This window comes from Pseudoalteromonas sp. JB197, from assembly GCF_002332205.1.
In the GTDB taxonomy this organism is placed as follows: domain Bacteria; phylum Pseudomonadota; class Gammaproteobacteria; order Enterobacterales; family Alteromonadaceae; genus Pseudoalteromonas; species Pseudoalteromonas nigrifaciens.
Genome location: NZ_NRGZ01000002.1, coordinates 130,943 through 147,228, shown reverse-complemented (window position 1 = coordinate 147,228; position 16,286 = coordinate 130,943). Strand labels below are relative to the sequence as shown.

At 37.6% G+C, this 16,286-nt stretch carries 16 protein-coding genes; 11 read left to right on the top strand and 5 right to left on the bottom strand.

Annotated elements, in window-relative coordinates; genetic code table 11:
- The first annotated feature begins 11 nt into the window (after nt 1-11).
- From arsJ to CIK86_RS15865, 3 genes are all read left to right on the top strand, one after another.
- The gene (gene arsJ, locus CIK86_RS15875) at nt 12-1,232 is read left to right on the top strand and encodes an organoarsenical effux MFS transporter ArsJ (RefSeq protein ID WP_086996800.1); all 1,221 of its coding nucleotides are present in this window, start codon (nt 12-14) and stop codon (nt 1,230-1,232) included.
- 102 nt (nt 1,233-1,334) lie between these two features.
- Entirely contained in the window at nt 1,335-3,455 is a 2,121-nt protein-coding gene (locus CIK86_RS15870) for a methyl-accepting chemotaxis protein (protein WP_086996803.1), read from the top strand.
- Between the two features lie 288 nt (nt 3,456-3,743).
- Nucleotides 3,744-5,864 carry a methyl-accepting chemotaxis protein gene (locus tag CIK86_RS15865; protein ID WP_086996806.1) on the top strand — a complete coding sequence of 707 codons (2,121 nt, stop codon included), beginning with the start codon at nt 3,744-3,746 and terminating at the stop codon, nt 5,862-5,864.
- 83 nt (nt 5,865-5,947) lie between these two features.
- Here CIK86_RS15865 and CIK86_RS15860 read toward each other — a convergent pair whose 3' ends face one another.
- A complete protein-coding gene (locus CIK86_RS15860; protein WP_011329821.1) occupies nt 5,948-6,532 on the bottom strand; it encodes a TetR/AcrR family transcriptional regulator in 585 nt (194 codons plus the stop codon).
- A 110-nt stretch (nt 6,533-6,642) separates the two neighbouring features.
- On the opposite strand from CIK86_RS15860, the gene CIK86_RS15855 reads away from it, so the two are divergent.
- Nucleotides 6,643-7,188 carry a carboxymuconolactone decarboxylase family protein gene (locus CIK86_RS15855; RefSeq protein ID WP_086996809.1) on the top strand — a complete coding sequence of 182 codons (546 nt, stop codon included), beginning with the start codon at nt 6,643-6,645 and terminating at the stop codon, nt 7,186-7,188.
- A gap of 73 nt (nt 7,189-7,261) precedes the next feature.
- Here the strand turns inward: CIK86_RS15855 and CIK86_RS15850 are convergent, their stop codons facing one another.
- A complete protein-coding gene (locus CIK86_RS15850) occupies nt 7,262-7,789 on the bottom strand; it encodes a hypothetical protein (RefSeq protein WP_086996812.1) in 528 nt (175 codons plus the stop codon).
- Between the two features lie 61 nt (nt 7,790-7,850).
- On the opposite strand from CIK86_RS15850, the gene CIK86_RS15845 reads away from it, so the two are divergent.
- The 6 genes from CIK86_RS15845 to CIK86_RS15820 all read left to right on the top strand — a co-directional run bounded on the left by CIK86_RS15845 (nt 7,851) and on the right by CIK86_RS15820 (nt 12,107).
- The gene (locus CIK86_RS15845; protein ID WP_086996815.1) at nt 7,851-8,213 is read left to right on the top strand and encodes a DUF1294 domain-containing protein; all 363 of its coding nucleotides are present in this window, start codon (nt 7,851-7,853) and stop codon (nt 8,211-8,213) included.
- Nucleotides 8,214-8,293: 80 nt separating this feature from the next.
- Nucleotides 8,294-8,818 (top strand): DsrE family protein, encoded by a 525-nt coding sequence (locus CIK86_RS15840; RefSeq protein ID WP_086996818.1) that lies wholly within the window; start codon nt 8,294-8,296, stop codon nt 8,816-8,818.
- Complete coding sequence (locus tag CIK86_RS15835) at nt 8,818-9,441, top strand: SGNH/GDSL hydrolase family protein (protein ID WP_086996822.1); 624 nt, start codon at nt 8,818-8,820, stop codon at nt 9,439-9,441. The genes CIK86_RS15840 and CIK86_RS15835 overlap by 1 nt, the downstream gene beginning before the upstream one ends.
- Before the next feature lie 81 nt (nt 9,442-9,522).
- On the top strand, nt 9,523-11,091 hold the full coding sequence (locus CIK86_RS15830; protein WP_086996825.1) for an EAL domain-containing protein: 1,569 nt from the start codon (nt 9,523-9,525) through the stop codon (nt 11,089-11,091).
- Between the two features lie 56 nt (nt 11,092-11,147).
- The gene (locus tag CIK86_RS15825) at nt 11,148-11,669 is read left to right on the top strand and encodes a hypothetical protein (RefSeq protein WP_086996828.1); all 522 of its coding nucleotides are present in this window, start codon (nt 11,148-11,150) and stop codon (nt 11,667-11,669) included.
- Between the two features lie 273 nt (nt 11,670-11,942).
- Entirely contained in the window at nt 11,943-12,107 is a 165-nt protein-coding gene (locus CIK86_RS15820) for a hypothetical protein (protein WP_176359685.1), read from the top strand.
- Between the two features lie 113 nt (nt 12,108-12,220).
- On the opposite strand, the gene CIK86_RS15815 is transcribed toward CIK86_RS15820, so the two are convergent.
- The gene (locus CIK86_RS15815; RefSeq protein WP_086996831.1) at nt 12,221-12,703 is read right to left on the bottom strand and encodes a putative 4-hydroxy-4-methyl-2-oxoglutarate aldolase; all 483 of its coding nucleotides are present in this window, start codon (nt 12,701-12,703) and stop codon (nt 12,221-12,223) included.
- A 277-nt stretch (nt 12,704-12,980) separates the two neighbouring features.
- Here CIK86_RS15815 and yddG point away from each other — a divergent pair, with 277 nt between their 5' ends.
- A complete protein-coding gene (yddG, locus tag CIK86_RS15810; RefSeq protein WP_086996834.1) occupies nt 12,981-13,901 on the top strand; it encodes an aromatic amino acid DMT transporter YddG in 921 nt (306 codons plus the stop codon).
- Between the two features lie 59 nt (nt 13,902-13,960).
- Here the strand turns inward: yddG and CIK86_RS15805 are convergent, their stop codons facing one another.
- Together CIK86_RS15805 and CIK86_RS15800 are read right to left on the bottom strand one after the other, a co-directional pair.
- A complete protein-coding gene (locus tag CIK86_RS15805) occupies nt 13,961-14,476 on the bottom strand; it encodes an ankyrin repeat domain-containing protein (protein ID WP_086996837.1) in 516 nt (171 codons plus the stop codon).
- Between the two features lie 111 nt (nt 14,477-14,587).
- Nucleotides 14,588-16,123 (bottom strand): catalase, encoded by a 1,536-nt coding sequence (locus tag CIK86_RS15800; RefSeq protein WP_086996840.1) that lies wholly within the window; start codon nt 16,121-16,123, stop codon nt 14,588-14,590.
- Nucleotides 16,124-16,286 lie beyond the last annotated feature (163 nt).

Sequence of the window (16,286 nt, the reverse complement as noted above, 5' to 3'; positions counted from 1 at the left end):
AGGCTAATTTAATGTTTGCGCAACTAGCTAACTTACCAAGCTCACTAAAACAGTATTTTATCATTACCGGCAATTATTGGGCTTTTACTTTAACCGATGGCGCACTGCGAATGTTAGTGGTGCTGTATTTTCATCAGTTAGGTTATGGCGCATTAGCGATTGCTATGTTGTTTTTGTTTTACGAAATATTTGGCGTGATCACTAACTTAGTGGGGGGATGGTTAGGAGCGCAACTTGGCTTAAATAAAACCATGAATATAGGCTTAGGGCTGCAAATACTTGCGCTTGCTATGCTTTGCGTGCCAACAGATTGGTTAACGGTTGCTTATGTAATGGCAGCACAAGCGTTAAGTGGGATTGCCAAAGATCTTAATAAAATGAGCGCCAAAAGCGCGATTAAATATTTGGTGCCGCAAAACAGCAGTGGGCAAAGTCAATTATATAAATGGGTTGCCATACTTACAGGCTCTAAAAATGCATTAAAAGGAGTGGGCTTCTTTTTAGGTGGGGTACTGCTTACTTTATTTGGTTTTGTTGGTGCGTTGTTTACTTTAATCGTTTTATTGAGTGTTGCCTGGGTTATAAGTTTAGTCTTTTTAAAAGGCGATATAGGTAAGGCCAAAAACAAACCTAAATTTAAAACGTTATTCTCTAAATCTCGCGCTATTAATTTACTTAGCACCGCACGATTGTGTTTATTTGCCTCGCGAGACGTGTGGTTTGTAGTGGCTCTGCCTGTGTATTTAGCCACGCAATTTAACTGGAACCATACTTGGGTGAGTGGCTTTATGGCACTGTGGGTAATAGCGTATGGGTTAGTGCAATCGCAAGCACCGCGAATTACTGGACAAGTTATTACCTCTGGTTTTAATACAGTTAATAAAGCATATAAATGGGTTACGCTATTGTGCGTTGTAACTGGCGTTTTAGCGCTGCTAATGCAATTTAATAGTGCGGTAAATTATACGCTTATAGTGGGCTTATTTATTTTTGGTGGGGTATTTGCGGTTAACTCATCGCTACATAGTTATTTAATAGTGAGCTTTGCCAGCAGTGATGGTGTGTCGCTCGATGTAGGCTTTTATTACATGGCCAATGCCATGGGGCGCTTACTGGGCACTGTGCTTTCTGGTTGGGTATTTCAGGCTTATGGGTTAGCGGCGTGTTTATGGGTTAGTGTTTTTTTACTTATTATGGCTGTAATAGCCACCGCCTTTTTAGCTAAACGTTAAAACTAAACTTTTGTATGAGATTGCTGTTTTTACACTAAATTAATAGCTTCATTTTATAGATCAACTAAACTATATACGTTAATTAATTAAAGGGTGTGATGAATGCGGGAAATAGCGTTAGCAAAAAAGTTGTTGTGGCTCTCAGTGGGCAGTATATTTATAACTGTATTAGTACTGTCTAGTATTTTATGGTGGCAGTTGTCATTAAGTAATAAAGATTTAGCGGCCAAGTCTGAAGAATATATAGTTGCTGAAGTAGAAGAAAAACTTAATGCAAACGCGGCTGTTTACGGTGAAAGAATAGCTGGGTTTATTAACGAAGCCTACCGAATTCCTTATACATTGGCAGCATTACTTGGCGACGCAGCCCAGCAAAATAGCTTAAACCGAGATACAGTGGTAAGTATTAACCACGCTATTATTGAAAAAAACACTCTTTTATCATCGGTGTACTCACAGTTTGAAGCCAACGCTTTTGACGGCCAAGACGCCTACTTTCAGCAAGGTTATAAACATTCTGTTGATGGTGCTGGCACACTTGAAGTATATATTACCCGCGACGAAAACGGTGTTATTGAGCAGCAAAAAGTAGCTAACGCCGCAGATAAATACATTACAACACTTAACGAGTTTGGTATTCGAGAGGCACATTGGTATTTATGTGCTAAAGACACACTTAAGCCGTGTATTATGGAACCCTACCTATACGAAATTCCCTCTGGCGATTCGGTTATGCTAACGTCTTTAACAGTGCCTATTTTAAAATCAGGGCAGTTTATTGGTATTACTGGCGCTGACTTAACACTACCTACATTTCAAACCATGACAGAGCAGCTTTCTAAGCAACTTTATAATGGCAAAGCAAAAGTAACCTTGCTGAGTGATTTGGGGTTAGTGGTTGGTAGCAGCCATTATAAATCTAAATTAGGGCGTCCTTTTAAAGAAGCTGTTAACGCAGTAACGATTAATAATTTAGAAAAGCTAAAAGATCACAGTGGTATTTTTAAAGCTAACGATCAGTATTTAGTTAATTACCCAATTAATATTAAGCTTGCTAATAGGCAGTGGTCATTAATTATAGAAGTGCCAGCAGAGCTTGCACTGGCTGGGCCGCAAGCTCTTTCGCAAAACATGCAGCAAACTGCGCAGTCACTAGGGGTTATTATTTTAATAACCGGTTTAGCAATTGCAGTTGTTGCTTTTATTCTTATGAAGCTAGTTATTGGCAGTATTGTTGCTCCACTGCAGCAAATTCAGCAACGCGTTGATAACCTTGCTAGCTCGGAGGGCGACTTAACCCATACGCTGCATGTAGAGTCGCATGCAGAGCTAATTGCATTAGCCGATGGCTTTAATCGATTTTTAACTAAGCTTAGAGTGTTAATTGCACAGCTAAAAGATGTGTCTGATCAAACTAAGCAGCAAGGTGAAATTGCCCAGCATATTGCTATTGACACTAAACATAATGTACAAGCGCAGTTTCACGAAATTGAAAGCGTAGTTACTGCAATGAATGAAATGAGCGCAACTGCACTTGAAGTTGCTCGCGCATCAGAACAATCGGCGCAACAAGCGGGTGAAATTAATAGCTTAGTGGTAAGCAGTGAAACGAGTTTGTCATCAGCCATGAGCCAAGTTAAAACTATGTCTGAAGAAATCAAAGAAGCTAACCAAGCGGTGCAAAAAGTGGCGTCGCGCAGTAACGACATAACGCAAATTTTAGATGTTATTCGTACTATTTCAGAGCAAACTAACTTACTTGCGCTAAATGCTGCAATTGAAGCTGCACGAGCGGGTGATCATGGTCGAGGCTTTGCGGTTGTTGCAGACGAAGTGCGTGCACTGGCGTCAAAAACGCGCTCATCAACCGATGATATTAGTCGATTAATTGATAGCTTGTTGCTTGAAGTAGGTAATGCCTCAACGGTTATCGAAAAAGGCGTAGTGCGGGCACAAAGTGCAGTTGATGAAACCTCAGTTGCGTTTGATGCATTGCATAGCGTGGTAGTTAAAGTGGACGAAATTACCAATCAAATTACGCATATTGCTACCGCAGCCGAAGAGCAAAGCTTAGTGAGCGAAGAAATAAACCGTAATTTAACGTTAATATCTGACGCGGCTTCGCAGTTATCAGATTTATCATCGCAAGCAGGCGACAGCAGTGAAGTACTTAATAAATTGGTTGCGCAACAAGACTCAGAACTTAATAAGTTAAAAACGTAATAGTGTACTGAGTTAAGTAATATAGCATTAAAAAGGCGGAGGAATTATTTTTCGCCTTTTTATTAAATACTTGGTATGAAATTATTTATTAATTTCACAATGACTTTCAAAAATACAACATAAATGCTACCTACTGTAATTAAAGCGGATTCAGCTTGAGTTGGTATACAGTGCAAAGGTTAATACGCCTTAAGTTATGAAGTTTTTTATAGAGATTAATTTACTCAATAGTTTATTGTTAGTCTAAACTAGATAATGCATATTTAAAGATGAGATAAGGTGGGTTTGATGCGGGAAATAGCGTTAGCAAAAAAGTTACTGTGGATTTGTGTTGGGAGTATATTGTTAACAGTAATATTATTGTCGGGTATTTTATGGTCACAGTTATCATCAAGTAATACAGAGACATCAGCTTCAGCTGAGACCATTATTATTGCTGAAGTGTATAGTAAACTAACTGCTAATGCCGCAGCTTATGGTGAAGAAATTGCTGGGTTTATTAACGAGGTCTATCAGGTGCCTTTCTCGGCAGCTACTATTTTAGGTGACGCTGCAAAAAATAATTCTTTCGATCGGAATTCGGCGGTCTCATTAAATAAATCACTCATTAATAATAATAAATCACTTACCTCTATATACTCGCAGTTTGAGAAGAATGGTTTTGATGGTAAAGATAAAGATTATACACAAGGGTACTCGCATTCGGTTGAAGGTGCAGGGACACTAGAAATTTACCTAACAAGAAGCAAAAGCGGAGTTATCAAACAAGAACCAGTAGAAGACGCTGCTGAAAAATACCTAACTAATCGTAATGAGTTTGGATTGCGCGAGTCTGAGTGGTATTTATGTTCTAGAGAGAAATTAAAGGCTTGTATTATGGAGCCCTATCTTTATGAAATATCACCAGGTTATTCAGAAATGATGACATCTCTGATTGTGCCAATAATAAAATCAGGAGAATTTATAGGTGTTACTGGAGTAGATGTTACGCTTCCTGTATTTCAAAAGTTAACAGAGAAATTATCGAAAGAGCTTTATAGTGGTAAAACAAAAGTTACTTTATTGAGTCACTTAGGTTTAATTGTAGGTAGTAGCCATTACAAAGATAAACTAGGACGTCCTTTTAAAGAGGCTGTAGAAGCTTCTGTTTATGAAAACTATAGTGTAATGAAAGGTACTGCGGATATTGATAAGCAAGGTAGCGAAATTATAGTTTCTTACCCTATCAATATTAGACTAGCAAAAGTGAATTGGACATTATTAATAGAAGTGCCCGCAGAGATTGCTTTAGAAGGGCCAAACAAATTATCGACAGGTATGTCTGATGCTGCAAAGGCATTAGGTATAATAATTTTAATCACAGGCAGCATTATCGCCGTTATCGCGTATGCTCTGATGAAAGTAGTAGTCAGTAGTGTTGTAGCCCCACTTAAACAAATCCAAGGACGAGTTGATAATTTAGCTAGTTCAGAGGGAGATTTAACTCAAACACTTGATGTTGATACTCATGCTGAGTTAATTGCTCTTGCAGGTGGGTTTAATAGCTTTTTATCAAAATTACGAGTTTTAATTTCGCAATTAAAAGATGTATCAACGCAGACTAAACATCAAGGCGAGTTAACTTCCAATATTGCTATTGATACTAAACATAATGTACAGGCGCAATTTCATGAAATTGAAAGCGTAGTTACCGCAATGAACGAAATGAGTGCAACTGCGCTTGACGTTGCGCGCGCATCAGAACAATCGGCGCAGCAAGCAGGTGAAATTAATAGCTTAGTGGTAAGCAGTGAAACGAGTTTGTCATCAGCCATGAGCCAAGTTAAAACTATGTCTGAAGAAATCAAAGAAGCTAACCAAGCGGTGCAAAAAGTGGCGTCGCGCAGTAACGACATAACGCAAATTTTAGATGTTATTCGTACTATTTCAGAGCAAACTAACTTACTTGCGCTAAATGCTGCAATTGAAGCTGCACGAGCGGGTGATCATGGTCGAGGCTTTGCGGTTGTTGCAGACGAAGTGCGTGCACTGGCGTCAAAAACGCGCTCATCAACCGATGATATTAGTCGATTAATTGATAGCTTGTTGCTTGAAGTAGGTAATGCCTCAACGGTTATCGAAAAAGGCGTAGTGCGGGCACAAAGTGCAGTTGATGAAACCTCAGTTGCGTTTGATGCATTGCATAGCGTGGTAGTTAAAGTGGACGAAATTACCAATCAAATTACGCATATTGCTACCGCAGCCGAAGAGCAAAGCTTAGTGAGCGAAGAAATAAACCGTAATTTAACGCTGATATCAGACGCGGCTTCGCAGCTATCTGATTTATCTTCACAAGCAGGCGACAGCAGTGAAGTACTTAATAAATTAGTTGCGCAACAAGACTCAGAACTTAATAAGTTAAAAACGTAATAGTTATTTAGCACTGAGACAAAATAAAAACGGCAGTAATTTAAATTACTGCCGTTTTTGTTCAAATAACTAAAATGAGACGTTTATAAGCTTTTTATGATCTTAAACATTTGATCTATCATTGGCTGAGCCAGTGACTCAACACCCGGGCGATTAAAATAACCACGTAAACCAGTAAACTGCACTTCAAAAAAGCGTGCATACTCTTGCGCAGATATATTATTACTTAACTCATTTTTTGCTATTGCTTGTTCAAAAAGAACCGAAAGGTAGTTTTCAAATTTATCAATTAAATCTAAGCTTAGTTGATATAAATTGCTGTCTTTATCTGCAAATTCACAGTTGGCCTTTACCAGCATACAAATAGCACTAGGCGCACTTTCTTTTTTTGTTATTACATTTTCAACAAAAGCGCGCAGCCCACCCAAAATAGTATCTGATGTGGATAGGCACTCTTTAATCTGGCTCTCCATTTGTACTGTGTAGTCTCGTAAAGACTCAATATAAAGCCCTTCCTTAGAGCCAAAAGCAGAGTAGATACTGCCAGGTCGCATATTAATAGCTTCTTGTAAATCACGCGTCGATGTTGCATGAAAACCCTTTTCCCAAAATAGCTGACTTGCAAGGCGGACAACTGTCTCACGCTCAAACTTAATCTTATTCGCCATCTCATTTCTCAATTATTTGAACACATGCTCAATTTTAAATTGAACAACTGCTCAAAATCAAATGGTATGTGTCTCGAAGTTAACTAACTAATTATTTATTGGAGCTAAACATGACAGAATTTACTTTATATAAAGCAGAAAATGCACCTGAAGAATCAAAATCTCTTATGGCTGCATATTCAGTAGCTGCGTTTGGTATGGTACCGAACCTACATGCAGTAATGGCAGAAGCACCTACTTTACTTAAAGGTTATCAAGTACTGCATGAGCTGTTTCAAAACACGTCATTTAATGCTGAAGAATTAACGGTTGTATGGCAATCAATTAACGTTGAACATAACTGTCATTATTGTGTGCCAGCCCACAGTGCAATTGCAGCGTCAATGAAAGTTGATCAAGGTATTGTTGATTCGCTAGTAAATAAAACACCACTTGCTGATCCTAAGCTTGAAGCACTTCGTGAAACCACACTTGCAATGGCACGTGACCGCGGTGTGATAAGTGATGAGCAAATTGAAAAGTTTTTTGCAGCGGGTTATGGCAAGCAACAACTGCTTGAAATTATTGTAGGCTTATCGCAAAAAGTAATGAGTAACTACACTAACCACCTTGCAGATACGCCAGTTGATGAACCATTTAAAAAATTCATAAAGTAGTTTATAAATTCTAAGTAGTTATGAAAAAGGCAGCCTTGGCTGCCTTTTTCAATTAAATGTTGTTATAAACGCTTTATTGAAACTTAACCTGCTGGTTACTGCGTGTATAGGTTCGGGTTGCAGGTTTAGTCCACTCGCCTTTTTTTAAGTACGAGGTTGATACAATAAATTCATCACCTTTAATTTCGCTGGTAGACTTAACTTTAGTTATGCCTTCTTTATTTCCCGTTACTTCTTCATAGGCTACAAACTGAGTAGGGCTAAGTATCTTCATTGTGCCTTTAGTGTAAAACCCCGCCGTAGTGAAATAATAAAATACTAATGAGTCTTTTTTACTATCGTAAAATATCATCGACTCGCCGCCATACTCTCCTTCATTGATTGAATGTATAGTACGAATAGCTTTACCGTTTAAAGCCCGCTGCCATTTACTAATGTCTTGCTTTGGCTTTGCACCTTCAGGGACTGTAAAATTAGCCTGCCATGTGCCTAAATATGGCTTAAATGCGCTGAGCTCTTTAGCTAAATCAGCTGGCTGTGCATTTACAGTGGTTGTAAATACAATGCAAAAGGTTAGTATCAGTGTTTTTAAATATGACATAATTACTGCCTAGTATAAGTGAATCTGGGTATGGCCTAGATACAGTATAGGTGAGAGTTACTTGATTAAAAAAGCATTATTACTTTTTTCGATTGGTTTTTTGTGTGTATTAACCGTAGGAGGGCTGTTTGGCTATTGGCCTACTATTGCCGCAAGTGTGTACGTACTTATGAGTACAATTACCATTTTAGTTTATAAATGGGACAAACGTTTGGCCATGAGTAAAAAGCAGCCCGTGGTGAGAGTGCCAGAGCGAACTTTACACCTATTAGCATTATTATGTGGCTGGCCGGGGGCGTTAATCGCTCAGCAATGGTTTAGGCATAAATCACAAAAGCGTATTTTTATAGCCGTACTTTGGCTCACCATCATTATTAACTGCAGTGCGTTATTTGGCGGCTACTATTATTGGCAACTAGGGTAAAACATTACTCGTAGATAGCTTAAAGTAGTTCAAAAAATGACTATTAATTAAAATATTAAAAATAAAAAGGAATAATATTAATGAAATCTTTTATTTTAGGTCTTGGCCTAATGTTTGTAAGCCTGCCAGTATTTGCGAATGACTTAGAGCCCGCAATAAAAGACTTTGGCTTTTTTTATAATGTACCCTCACATGCACCTATAACGCAAAACACACATTTTAAAATTGCCTTTGATGTTGGTAAAGGCGCGCAAAAGGGTGAGCAAAATAATGGTATGAATTCTTTAGCGCGGTTTATCAATATGCATATAGCACATGGTATTAAACCAGAAAATATAGAGCTGGCACTCGTAATACATGGCAGTGCAAGCGTAGATGTGCTTGATAATAATACATATAAAAACCGCTTTGAAGTCGATAACAAAAATCAAAGCTTAATTGAGCAATTACTTGCTAATAATACGGTGGTTTATGTATGTGGGCAGTCGGCCACGCACTATAAAGTAGCTCCTGAGCAGTTAATAAAAGGCGTAAAAATGTCGTTATCGGCAATGACAGCACATGCGCAGTTACAACAGCAGGGCTATACGCTAAACCCTTTTTAATGATAAAAAACATATTATGCTTTGGGGATTCCAATACTTGGGGTTTAAATCCGCAAACAGGAAAACGATTTAGTGCTACAGTGCGCTGGCCAGCAAAGCTTGCTGTAAAGTTAGGGGCTAATTTTACAATAATAGAAGCTGGGCAGCCTAACCGTGCTTTAGTAAACAACCCACCGTTTGCAGGTGAGTTATCGGGCGTAACTTATTTACAGTCTTACTTAAATGAACTTGAAATAGATTTAATTATTATAGATTTAGGTACTAACGATCTGAAAAATCGGTTTAATTTAAATGTGCACGATATTGCCGCTGGGTTAACAGCATTAATAGATTCAATATTGAATTTTTATGAGCAAAGCAATGCGCCAGGCTCTCCAAAAATTTTAATACTTAGTCCCGCTCATGTACGAGAAGTCGGAAGTTACTCAGGCGTATACAAAGGGGCAGAGCAAAAAGTAGTGCAATTAGCTGCAGCATTTGAAAATGTTGCTAGTATAAAACAATGCTCATTTTATGATTTGGCAAGGATTGTGAGTGTTTCAAATGAGGATGGTGTGCATTTGGACGAAAAACAGCATCAAAAAATTAGTGATGCATTAGAGGCGATTATTCGTGAGTTTTAATTTTTAAATATTTATTGTAAATATATTATCAGAAACTTGAATTTTCAGTTACTTATGTAATTATTAAAGGACTTTGCATAAATGGGAATACCTCAATTTACAATGAAACAGCATCCTAAAAAAATAATAGTAGTACTGCTATCAGGTGGATTTATATTTGCATTAGGTTGCTTTATTTTATTGTACTTTGCGGGTCAAAAATTAGTAGCGCAAACACATTCAGACTCACAATATTTACTCTCCCAAGTAGACGATGGTGTAGAGGAAAGCGTTCGTGTTTTAACTAAATTAAATAACCTAAATTTTACTACTTGTAACGAAGCGAATTTACTTGCTATGCGGCGGATGCTATTTGATGCCAAGTTTGCTATTGATATAGGCTACTTTAAAAATAATACATTAATCTGTACTACAGGTACTGGTATGCTTGAAAATCCTTTACCAGATAACCAACCAGATTATACTGTAAATAAAAACAGCCCCTCACAAATAGGCATACGCTTTGAGCCTGAACTTTACTTATTACTCTTTACCGAGCGCCCACTAAAAGTACTAATTATTCGCCAAGGCAACTATAACCTCATATTAAAATCAGAAGTATTCGATCCTAAAATTATTGTAACGCCTAATTGGCAGGTTTTTTATAAAGAATCTGAAAACTTATTTCATTTAGCTGGGCAAACAGGGCTTCATAATAATATAAAAAGTAATGACTATTTACATTACGAAACGAATATAACGTGCAGTAATAATAATAGAAATTATTGTGTTGCCTTGTATTTGCCATGGGATGTATTTTTTACCGATAATCGTCAACTATTCATTATTTCGTTTATTTTAATTTGCTTGGTGAGTATTTCGTGTGGCTTATTAGTTGATGAGCACCTAACTACGCGCCGCTCAATTGTAAGCAGGATACGTAGGGGATTAAAGAGCGGTAATTTTTATTGGGTTTATCAGCCAATAGTTAATTTACAAAGCGGAAAAATAATTGGTTGCGAGGTACTTGCGCGCTTTAAAGATGATTACGGGGTGCTTACACCGGATCAATTTATTCCTATACTTAGACAAATTAATTTAACTTGGTCTTTTACCAAAATAATGATTAACACTGTACTTAATGAGTTAGAAAGTGCAGAGCAGTTACCAAGTGGATTTAAGGTGTCATTAAATATTTTTCCTTGTGATGTAGAGCAAGGGAATGTGTTGTCATTACCGAAAATAACCGGATTAATGCAATCTAAATTTGTAATTTGTTTAGAAATAACCGAAGACGAGTATTTAGATTCAACTATTGCTCATGGCTATTTTAAAACATTAATCGAGTCGGGTTTTCGCTTGTCACTTGATGATTTTGGCACTGGTTATTCAAACTTAAAAAACTTACATAATTTGAGTTTCCATCAGCTTAAAATAGACCGTTCATTTGTACAAGACATAGCTACGGAAGGCTTAAAAGCGTCTATGATCCCTAATATTATGGAGTTGGTACACAAATTTGGTTATACCTGTGTGGCAGAGGGCATAGAAACAACAGAGCAAGAAGTCATTTTAAAAGAAGCAGGGGTACATTACGGGCAAGGCTGGAAGTATGGCCGTCCTATGCCTATTTTAGAATTTAAAGAGTATATAGCTAGATCGATAAAGTAACGCTTAGCGTATATTATTACTCACGTTTACTCTAAAAATTTAATATAGGATTTACTATGGCTAAATCAATACTCACTGCTTTTTTATTTATACTTCTAGCGGCATGCTCCACTAAGTACCCCAATCAGCAAGTAACGGGTAAACAATTTCCAACGATTAATGGTGAAAGTTTAACGCAAAATAAAGTGACTATTCCAAGCGATTTTAATGCAGATAAAACACTTTTGCTTATAGGTTATAAGCAAGATAGTCAGTTTGACATTGATCGATGGTTAATTGGTTTAGACATGAGCGGTGTTATTATTCCTACCTACGAACTACCCACTATTGCAGGTATGGCGCCTCGTATGTTTAGCGCATTTATAGACAGTGGTATGCGCAAAGGAATTCCAAAAGAGCTTTGGGCAGGGGTGATCACTATTTATAAAGACGGCGAAAAAGCACAAAAATTCACTGGTAATCAAAATCCCAACAATACCCGTGTAGTACTTATAAATAACAGCGGTAAAATACTGTATTTTTACGATAGAGGCTTTTCAGTTGATGCGTTAAATAAGTTAAAAGCGACTATAAACTAAATTTATTGATTGCTTTTGTTTTACAGCTTTATTCTAAATGACTATTACTAGTTTTCCTCTACTGATGTTAATTTTGGCTTCGTTAATTACAGTGTGTTCTGCAATAAGTAATAGTTAGTTTGGGTTAAATAAATAGATACGTAAGAGACTGCAAAGCATGCTTATCGTGAGATGCAAAACAGGTGGTTAACAACTGTGAACGAATGTAAAAACTGTATTGTAAGTTGTTCAAAAATTAGGTAGTGTTACATAAGAATTCTAAGGAAGAGTTTCATGTTACAGCAATCAGCTTTTATAAAAACAAATTTAAAATCATCGGCTTACTCGTATAGTTATAAGGATATTTTAAGAACCCTCCAGGCTTTGTTCAACACTATAAATATGGGTGATGCAATGCCAAAAGCTGAGCAACGTGCACAATATGACGGTAACTTTTAACTAATAAAATAGTTACCTATTAATATGACACAAGCCCAGCAATGCTGGGCTTTTTTGTTTAAGATTTTATTAAAAAAAGCGGCAGCTAATCTGTTTCAGTTGTGATTTAGCAACTAACTAAGTTTATGTTTACTCACAATTAGTCCGTTCACATCGGCGTAAAGCCAATCATTAGGCTCAATGCAGACGCTTAACATGGCAATAGCTTGATTATTTTCACCACAACCTCGCTTTAACGTACTGCGTGGTGTTGAGCCAAGCGCCATAATAGGTAAATTTAAGGTAGCAAGAATCTCAATATCTCGGCAACAACCATTTATAACTATACCTTCCCAGCCATTTTTTAAAGCACGCTCTGCCATAATATCGCCAATAAATGCAAAGCGTTTACTAGCAAAGCCGTTAATAACCAGCACTTTACCTACGCCATTTTGATGGAGTATTTCAGCGGCAAACGAATTGTCATCGGGGCACGTTACAGTAACGACTTGACCACTAAAGGTGGTTTTGTTGCCAAAGTGCTGTAATCCACTGTCGGCTACTTGTACGCTATCACGGTGTTCGTCGTATAGATCGGGAGTCGTGAACTTGTTCATATTTGCTTTCTCTGTTTAGTGAGTTATTTAACCACACCACTGTAAAAGTGGTAATACGAGACAAAAGAGTCAGTAACTTTAATTTACCTAGCGTTTGTGCTGCTTTGCTAAATTTAAACACTGAATGGCTGTTTACGCTTATTGCTTATAACTATAGTGATAATATTTAGCTTTGATAATGCTAGTTATGCACTGCAGATTAACGGCATGTTATTGTTAAAACAAAAAATTACTGTTAGTTTAGCTTCAAATTATTAAGTAGTACTTTAGGTTTAATATGGATTTTATAAGCAAAAATAAATATACACTTTATGGAGTCGCTGCAATATTACTGTGGGGCTGCTTAGTGGCATTACTACGGGATATTTCTGAGTTGTTTAGCCCCATTGGTGGTGCTGCGGCAATGTACTCTGTCAGTGCGATATTTTTAATTTTGGTTATGGGAGTGCCTAAGTTTAGTGGATTTTCGAAACGCTACTTGGTAGTAGGTACTTTATTATTTGTGTCGTACGAAATTTGCTTGGCACTTTCTATCGGTATGGCAAATAGCCGCCATCAGGCTATGGAAATGGCGGTAATTAATTATTTATGGCCCACGCTGACTATATTGCTCTCTATTATTATTGGGCGTAAAAAAGTAAGTTACTGGGTTTACCCAAGTATGATCATTGCTTTTTTAGGGGTTGCTTGGTGTATTACGGGCGATCAAGAAATGTCAGTCGATACGTTAGTTACTAACTTTGCTGATAATCCTGCTACTTATTTAATGGCATTAGCTGCCGCGTTTATATGGGCTATTTATTGCGTAGTAACGCAAAAAATAAGTAATGGTAAAAATGCTATTACGTTATTTTTTACTGTTACGGCAATGAGTTTGTGGGCGCAATATGGTTTTAGTAATGAAGCGCCATTAACGTTTTCAATCAGCTCAAGCATGACATTGTTACTTGCGGGTGTAGTTGTTGGCAGTGGTTATGCACTGTGGAATCAAGCTATTATTGGCGGTAACTTAATGTTGTTGGGTACGCTTTCGTACTTTACACCGGTGTTTTCTACTATTATTTCGGCGCTGTATTTATTGGTGTCACTTAGTGCGTCGTTTTATCAAGGAGTCGTACTGGTAACGCTTGGATCGCTTGTTTGTTATTTTGTTACGCGAGATAAGCCCCAAAAATATAATGTAAAAGTAACGACTTAAAAAACAGTCAGCTAAAGTTTACTTACCTCTAAAGCTCTTTTTATAAGGGCTTTTGAACTTTATTTAGAATTTTTAACTTGCGCGAGTAACTCAATAACCTTTTGTTGGCCAAATGTGTGTGCAAATTGTTCGGCTGTTTGGCCTGCTTTGTTTTGATGTGCGTTGTCGCAATCAAGTGATACCAGTGTTTTGGCTATACTAAACTCACCTCTAAAAATAGCGGCCATTAGCGCTGTGTTGCCTCGGTTGTCTTCCATGCAAGCATTAGCGCCTAAGTGTAAAAGTGTGTTTACCGTATTTTTATTACCATGGTAAGTGGCAATCATTAATGCGGTGTAACCTTTATTGTTATAGCTGTCGATAGGAATGCCGGCACTTACAAATTGCTTAATTACAGCGGTATCGTTGGTACGTGCAGCAGCAAAGTAATAAGCAAATAAACTCTCGTATAGTGTTTGCGCTGAGTGTTGGTTTTCAAGTTGTGTACTAGGTGTTTGTGTATCCGTTGTATTTTTAGCGTAAACACTACTGGTAAAGCTTATTAGTAGCACTACTATAATCAATAAATTACGCATTACTTTATACCTTTTAAAAAGAGGAAGGGGATTGGTTACCTCCTTCCTCATGGTTGTGGTTACTTATATAACAGCTTGTTTAGTTGGGACTAATGTTTTGTAACTTGCTAATTACAGGTTAGCTGCCAGCTGCTTAACTATTTTAATATCGCCATTAATGGCTTTAGTTAAACGTGTACCGTACTCACTATCAGCTTTGTAAAAGTGGCTAAGCATTTTGTGCTTAACGTTACTGTCTTTTATTTTTACTAAATCGCCCGCTAGGTTATTGATCAGATTAGTACGTTCTTGCTTACTAAAACCTCGGTATAAAACACCTGCTTGCGCAAAGTTTTGCTGCTTTTTAATGGCTGCTTGTTGTACAAAACCTTTAAGCTCTGTATTACTTCTACGGGCAATTGGGTTTTCAGCTAGGTTCTCTTGGCTTGGTTGATAGTTTACGTTGCTTTGAGTATTACCATAGTTCATTGCGCCGTCTTGGTTGTAGTTAACTACCTCCACTTTTGCACGGTTAATTGGCAACTGTTGATGGTTAGCACCAAGGCGATACATTTGCGTATCTGCGTATGAAAATACACGCCCTTGTAATAACTTATCTTCTGAGGGTTCAATACCCGCAATAATGTTAGACGGTGCCATTGCTACTTGTTCTGTTGACTGAAAAAAGTTAGTTGGCATGCGATTAAGCGTTAATGTACCTGCCTTCACTTCTTTTACACCTAACCACATTTTTGTTGCATCTAATGGGTTGTAATCAAAGTCGTCAAGCTGCGACGGATCAAGCGTTTTAATGTATAGATCCCATTCTGGGAAGTTACCTTTATTTACTTCGCTGTATAAATCACGTGTTAAATGTTGAAAGTCTTGGCCTTGAACTTCAGCGACTTCTTTTGCATTTAAATTCTCAATGCCTTGTTTACTTACCCAATGAAATTTAACGTACTTAACATCGCCCAATTTATTAATCATTTTGTAAGAGTGAACACCCCAACCATCCATTTTACGTAAGCTTGCTGGTGTGCCGTAGTCGCTATAAACCCACGTTAACATGTGAGTAGAGCCTGGTTCGTATGAAAAAAAGTCAAAAACACGGTTAGGATCTTGAATGTTATCTACAGGTGATGGCTTTAATGAATGGATCATATCTGGAAATTTAATTGCATCACGAATAAAAAACACCGGTAAGTTAAGGCCCACTAAATCCCAGTTACCTTGATCGGTGTAAAATTTAATCGCAAAGCCACGTGGGTCGCGCAGTGTTTCTGGGCTACCTTTTGAGTGAATTACCGATGAAAAACGTACAAAAACGTCAGTTTCTTTACCGACCTCGGTAAAAGGTGCTGCCATGGTTAAATCATCTAAACTTTTTGATGCCACAAATACACCATGAGCACCCGTACCACGCGCATGTACCACACGCTCAGGAATACGTTCACGTGCAAAGCGTTGTAGTTTTTGAATTAGTTGTACGTCTTCTAATAACACACTGCCGCGCTCGCCTGCAGTTATTGAATTTTGGTTGTCGCCAACAGCTGCGCCGTTGTCTTTAGTTAATGTAGCCGCGCTTGCTGGTAATGCCATCGCAAGTGCTAACGTGCTTAATGTTAGTTTTGTATTCTTGTTTATTGCGTTTAATAAAATATTCATGTCGACCTTATTATTTAAAATTGCCGGCAGTGCTGCTGGCTGTTTAACTGTTGAGGAGTGTATGAATATTCCTTTGTTCGGTAAAGTTGATTAAATATATTAGAATAATTCATAAATAAGATTGCAAGAGGGGCTTAAAATATACTTTTAGATCCAATTTTAG

Coding starts and splice junctions, on each gene's coding strand:
- arsJ (WP_086996800.1), top strand. CDS start 12: ATGTTTGCGCAACTAGCTAACTTACCAAGCTCACTAAAACAGTATTTT.
- CIK86_RS15870 (WP_086996803.1), top strand. CDS start 1,335: ATGCGGGAAATAGCGTTAGCAAAAAAGTTGTTGTGGCTCTCAGTGGGC.
- CIK86_RS15865 (WP_086996806.1), top strand. CDS start 3,744: ATGCGGGAAATAGCGTTAGCAAAAAAGTTACTGTGGATTTGTGTTGGG.
- CIK86_RS15860 (WP_011329821.1), bottom strand. CDS start 6,532: ATGGCGAATAAGATTAAGTTTGAGCGTGAGACAGTTGTCCGCCTTGCA.
- CIK86_RS15855 (WP_086996809.1), top strand. CDS start 6,643: ATGACAGAATTTACTTTATATAAAGCAGAAAATGCACCTGAAGAATCA.
- CIK86_RS15850 (WP_086996812.1), bottom strand. CDS start 7,789: ATGTCATATTTAAAAACACTGATACTAACCTTTTGCATTGTATTTACA.
- CIK86_RS15840 (WP_086996818.1), top strand. CDS start 8,294: ATGAAATCTTTTATTTTAGGTCTTGGCCTAATGTTTGTAAGCCTGCCA.
- CIK86_RS15835 (WP_086996822.1), top strand. CDS start 8,818: ATGATAAAAAACATATTATGCTTTGGGGATTCCAATACTTGGGGTTTA.
- CIK86_RS15830 (WP_086996825.1), top strand. CDS start 9,523: ATGGGAATACCTCAATTTACAATGAAACAGCATCCTAAAAAAATAATA.
- CIK86_RS15825 (WP_086996828.1), top strand. CDS start 11,148: ATGGCTAAATCAATACTCACTGCTTTTTTATTTATACTTCTAGCGGCA.
- CIK86_RS15820 (WP_176359685.1), top strand. CDS start 11,943: ATGTTACAGCAATCAGCTTTTATAAAAACAAATTTAAAATCATCGGCT.
- CIK86_RS15815 (WP_086996831.1), bottom strand. CDS start 12,703: ATGAACAAGTTCACGACTCCCGATCTATACGACGAACACCGTGATAGC.
- yddG (WP_086996834.1), top strand. CDS start 12,981: ATGGATTTTATAAGCAAAAATAAATATACACTTTATGGAGTCGCTGCA.
- CIK86_RS15805 (WP_086996837.1), bottom strand. CDS start 14,476: ATGCGTAATTTATTGATTATAGTAGTGCTACTAATAAGCTTTACCAGT.
- CIK86_RS15800 (WP_086996840.1), bottom strand. CDS start 16,123: ATGAATATTTTATTAAACGCAATAAACAAGAATACAAAACTAACATTA.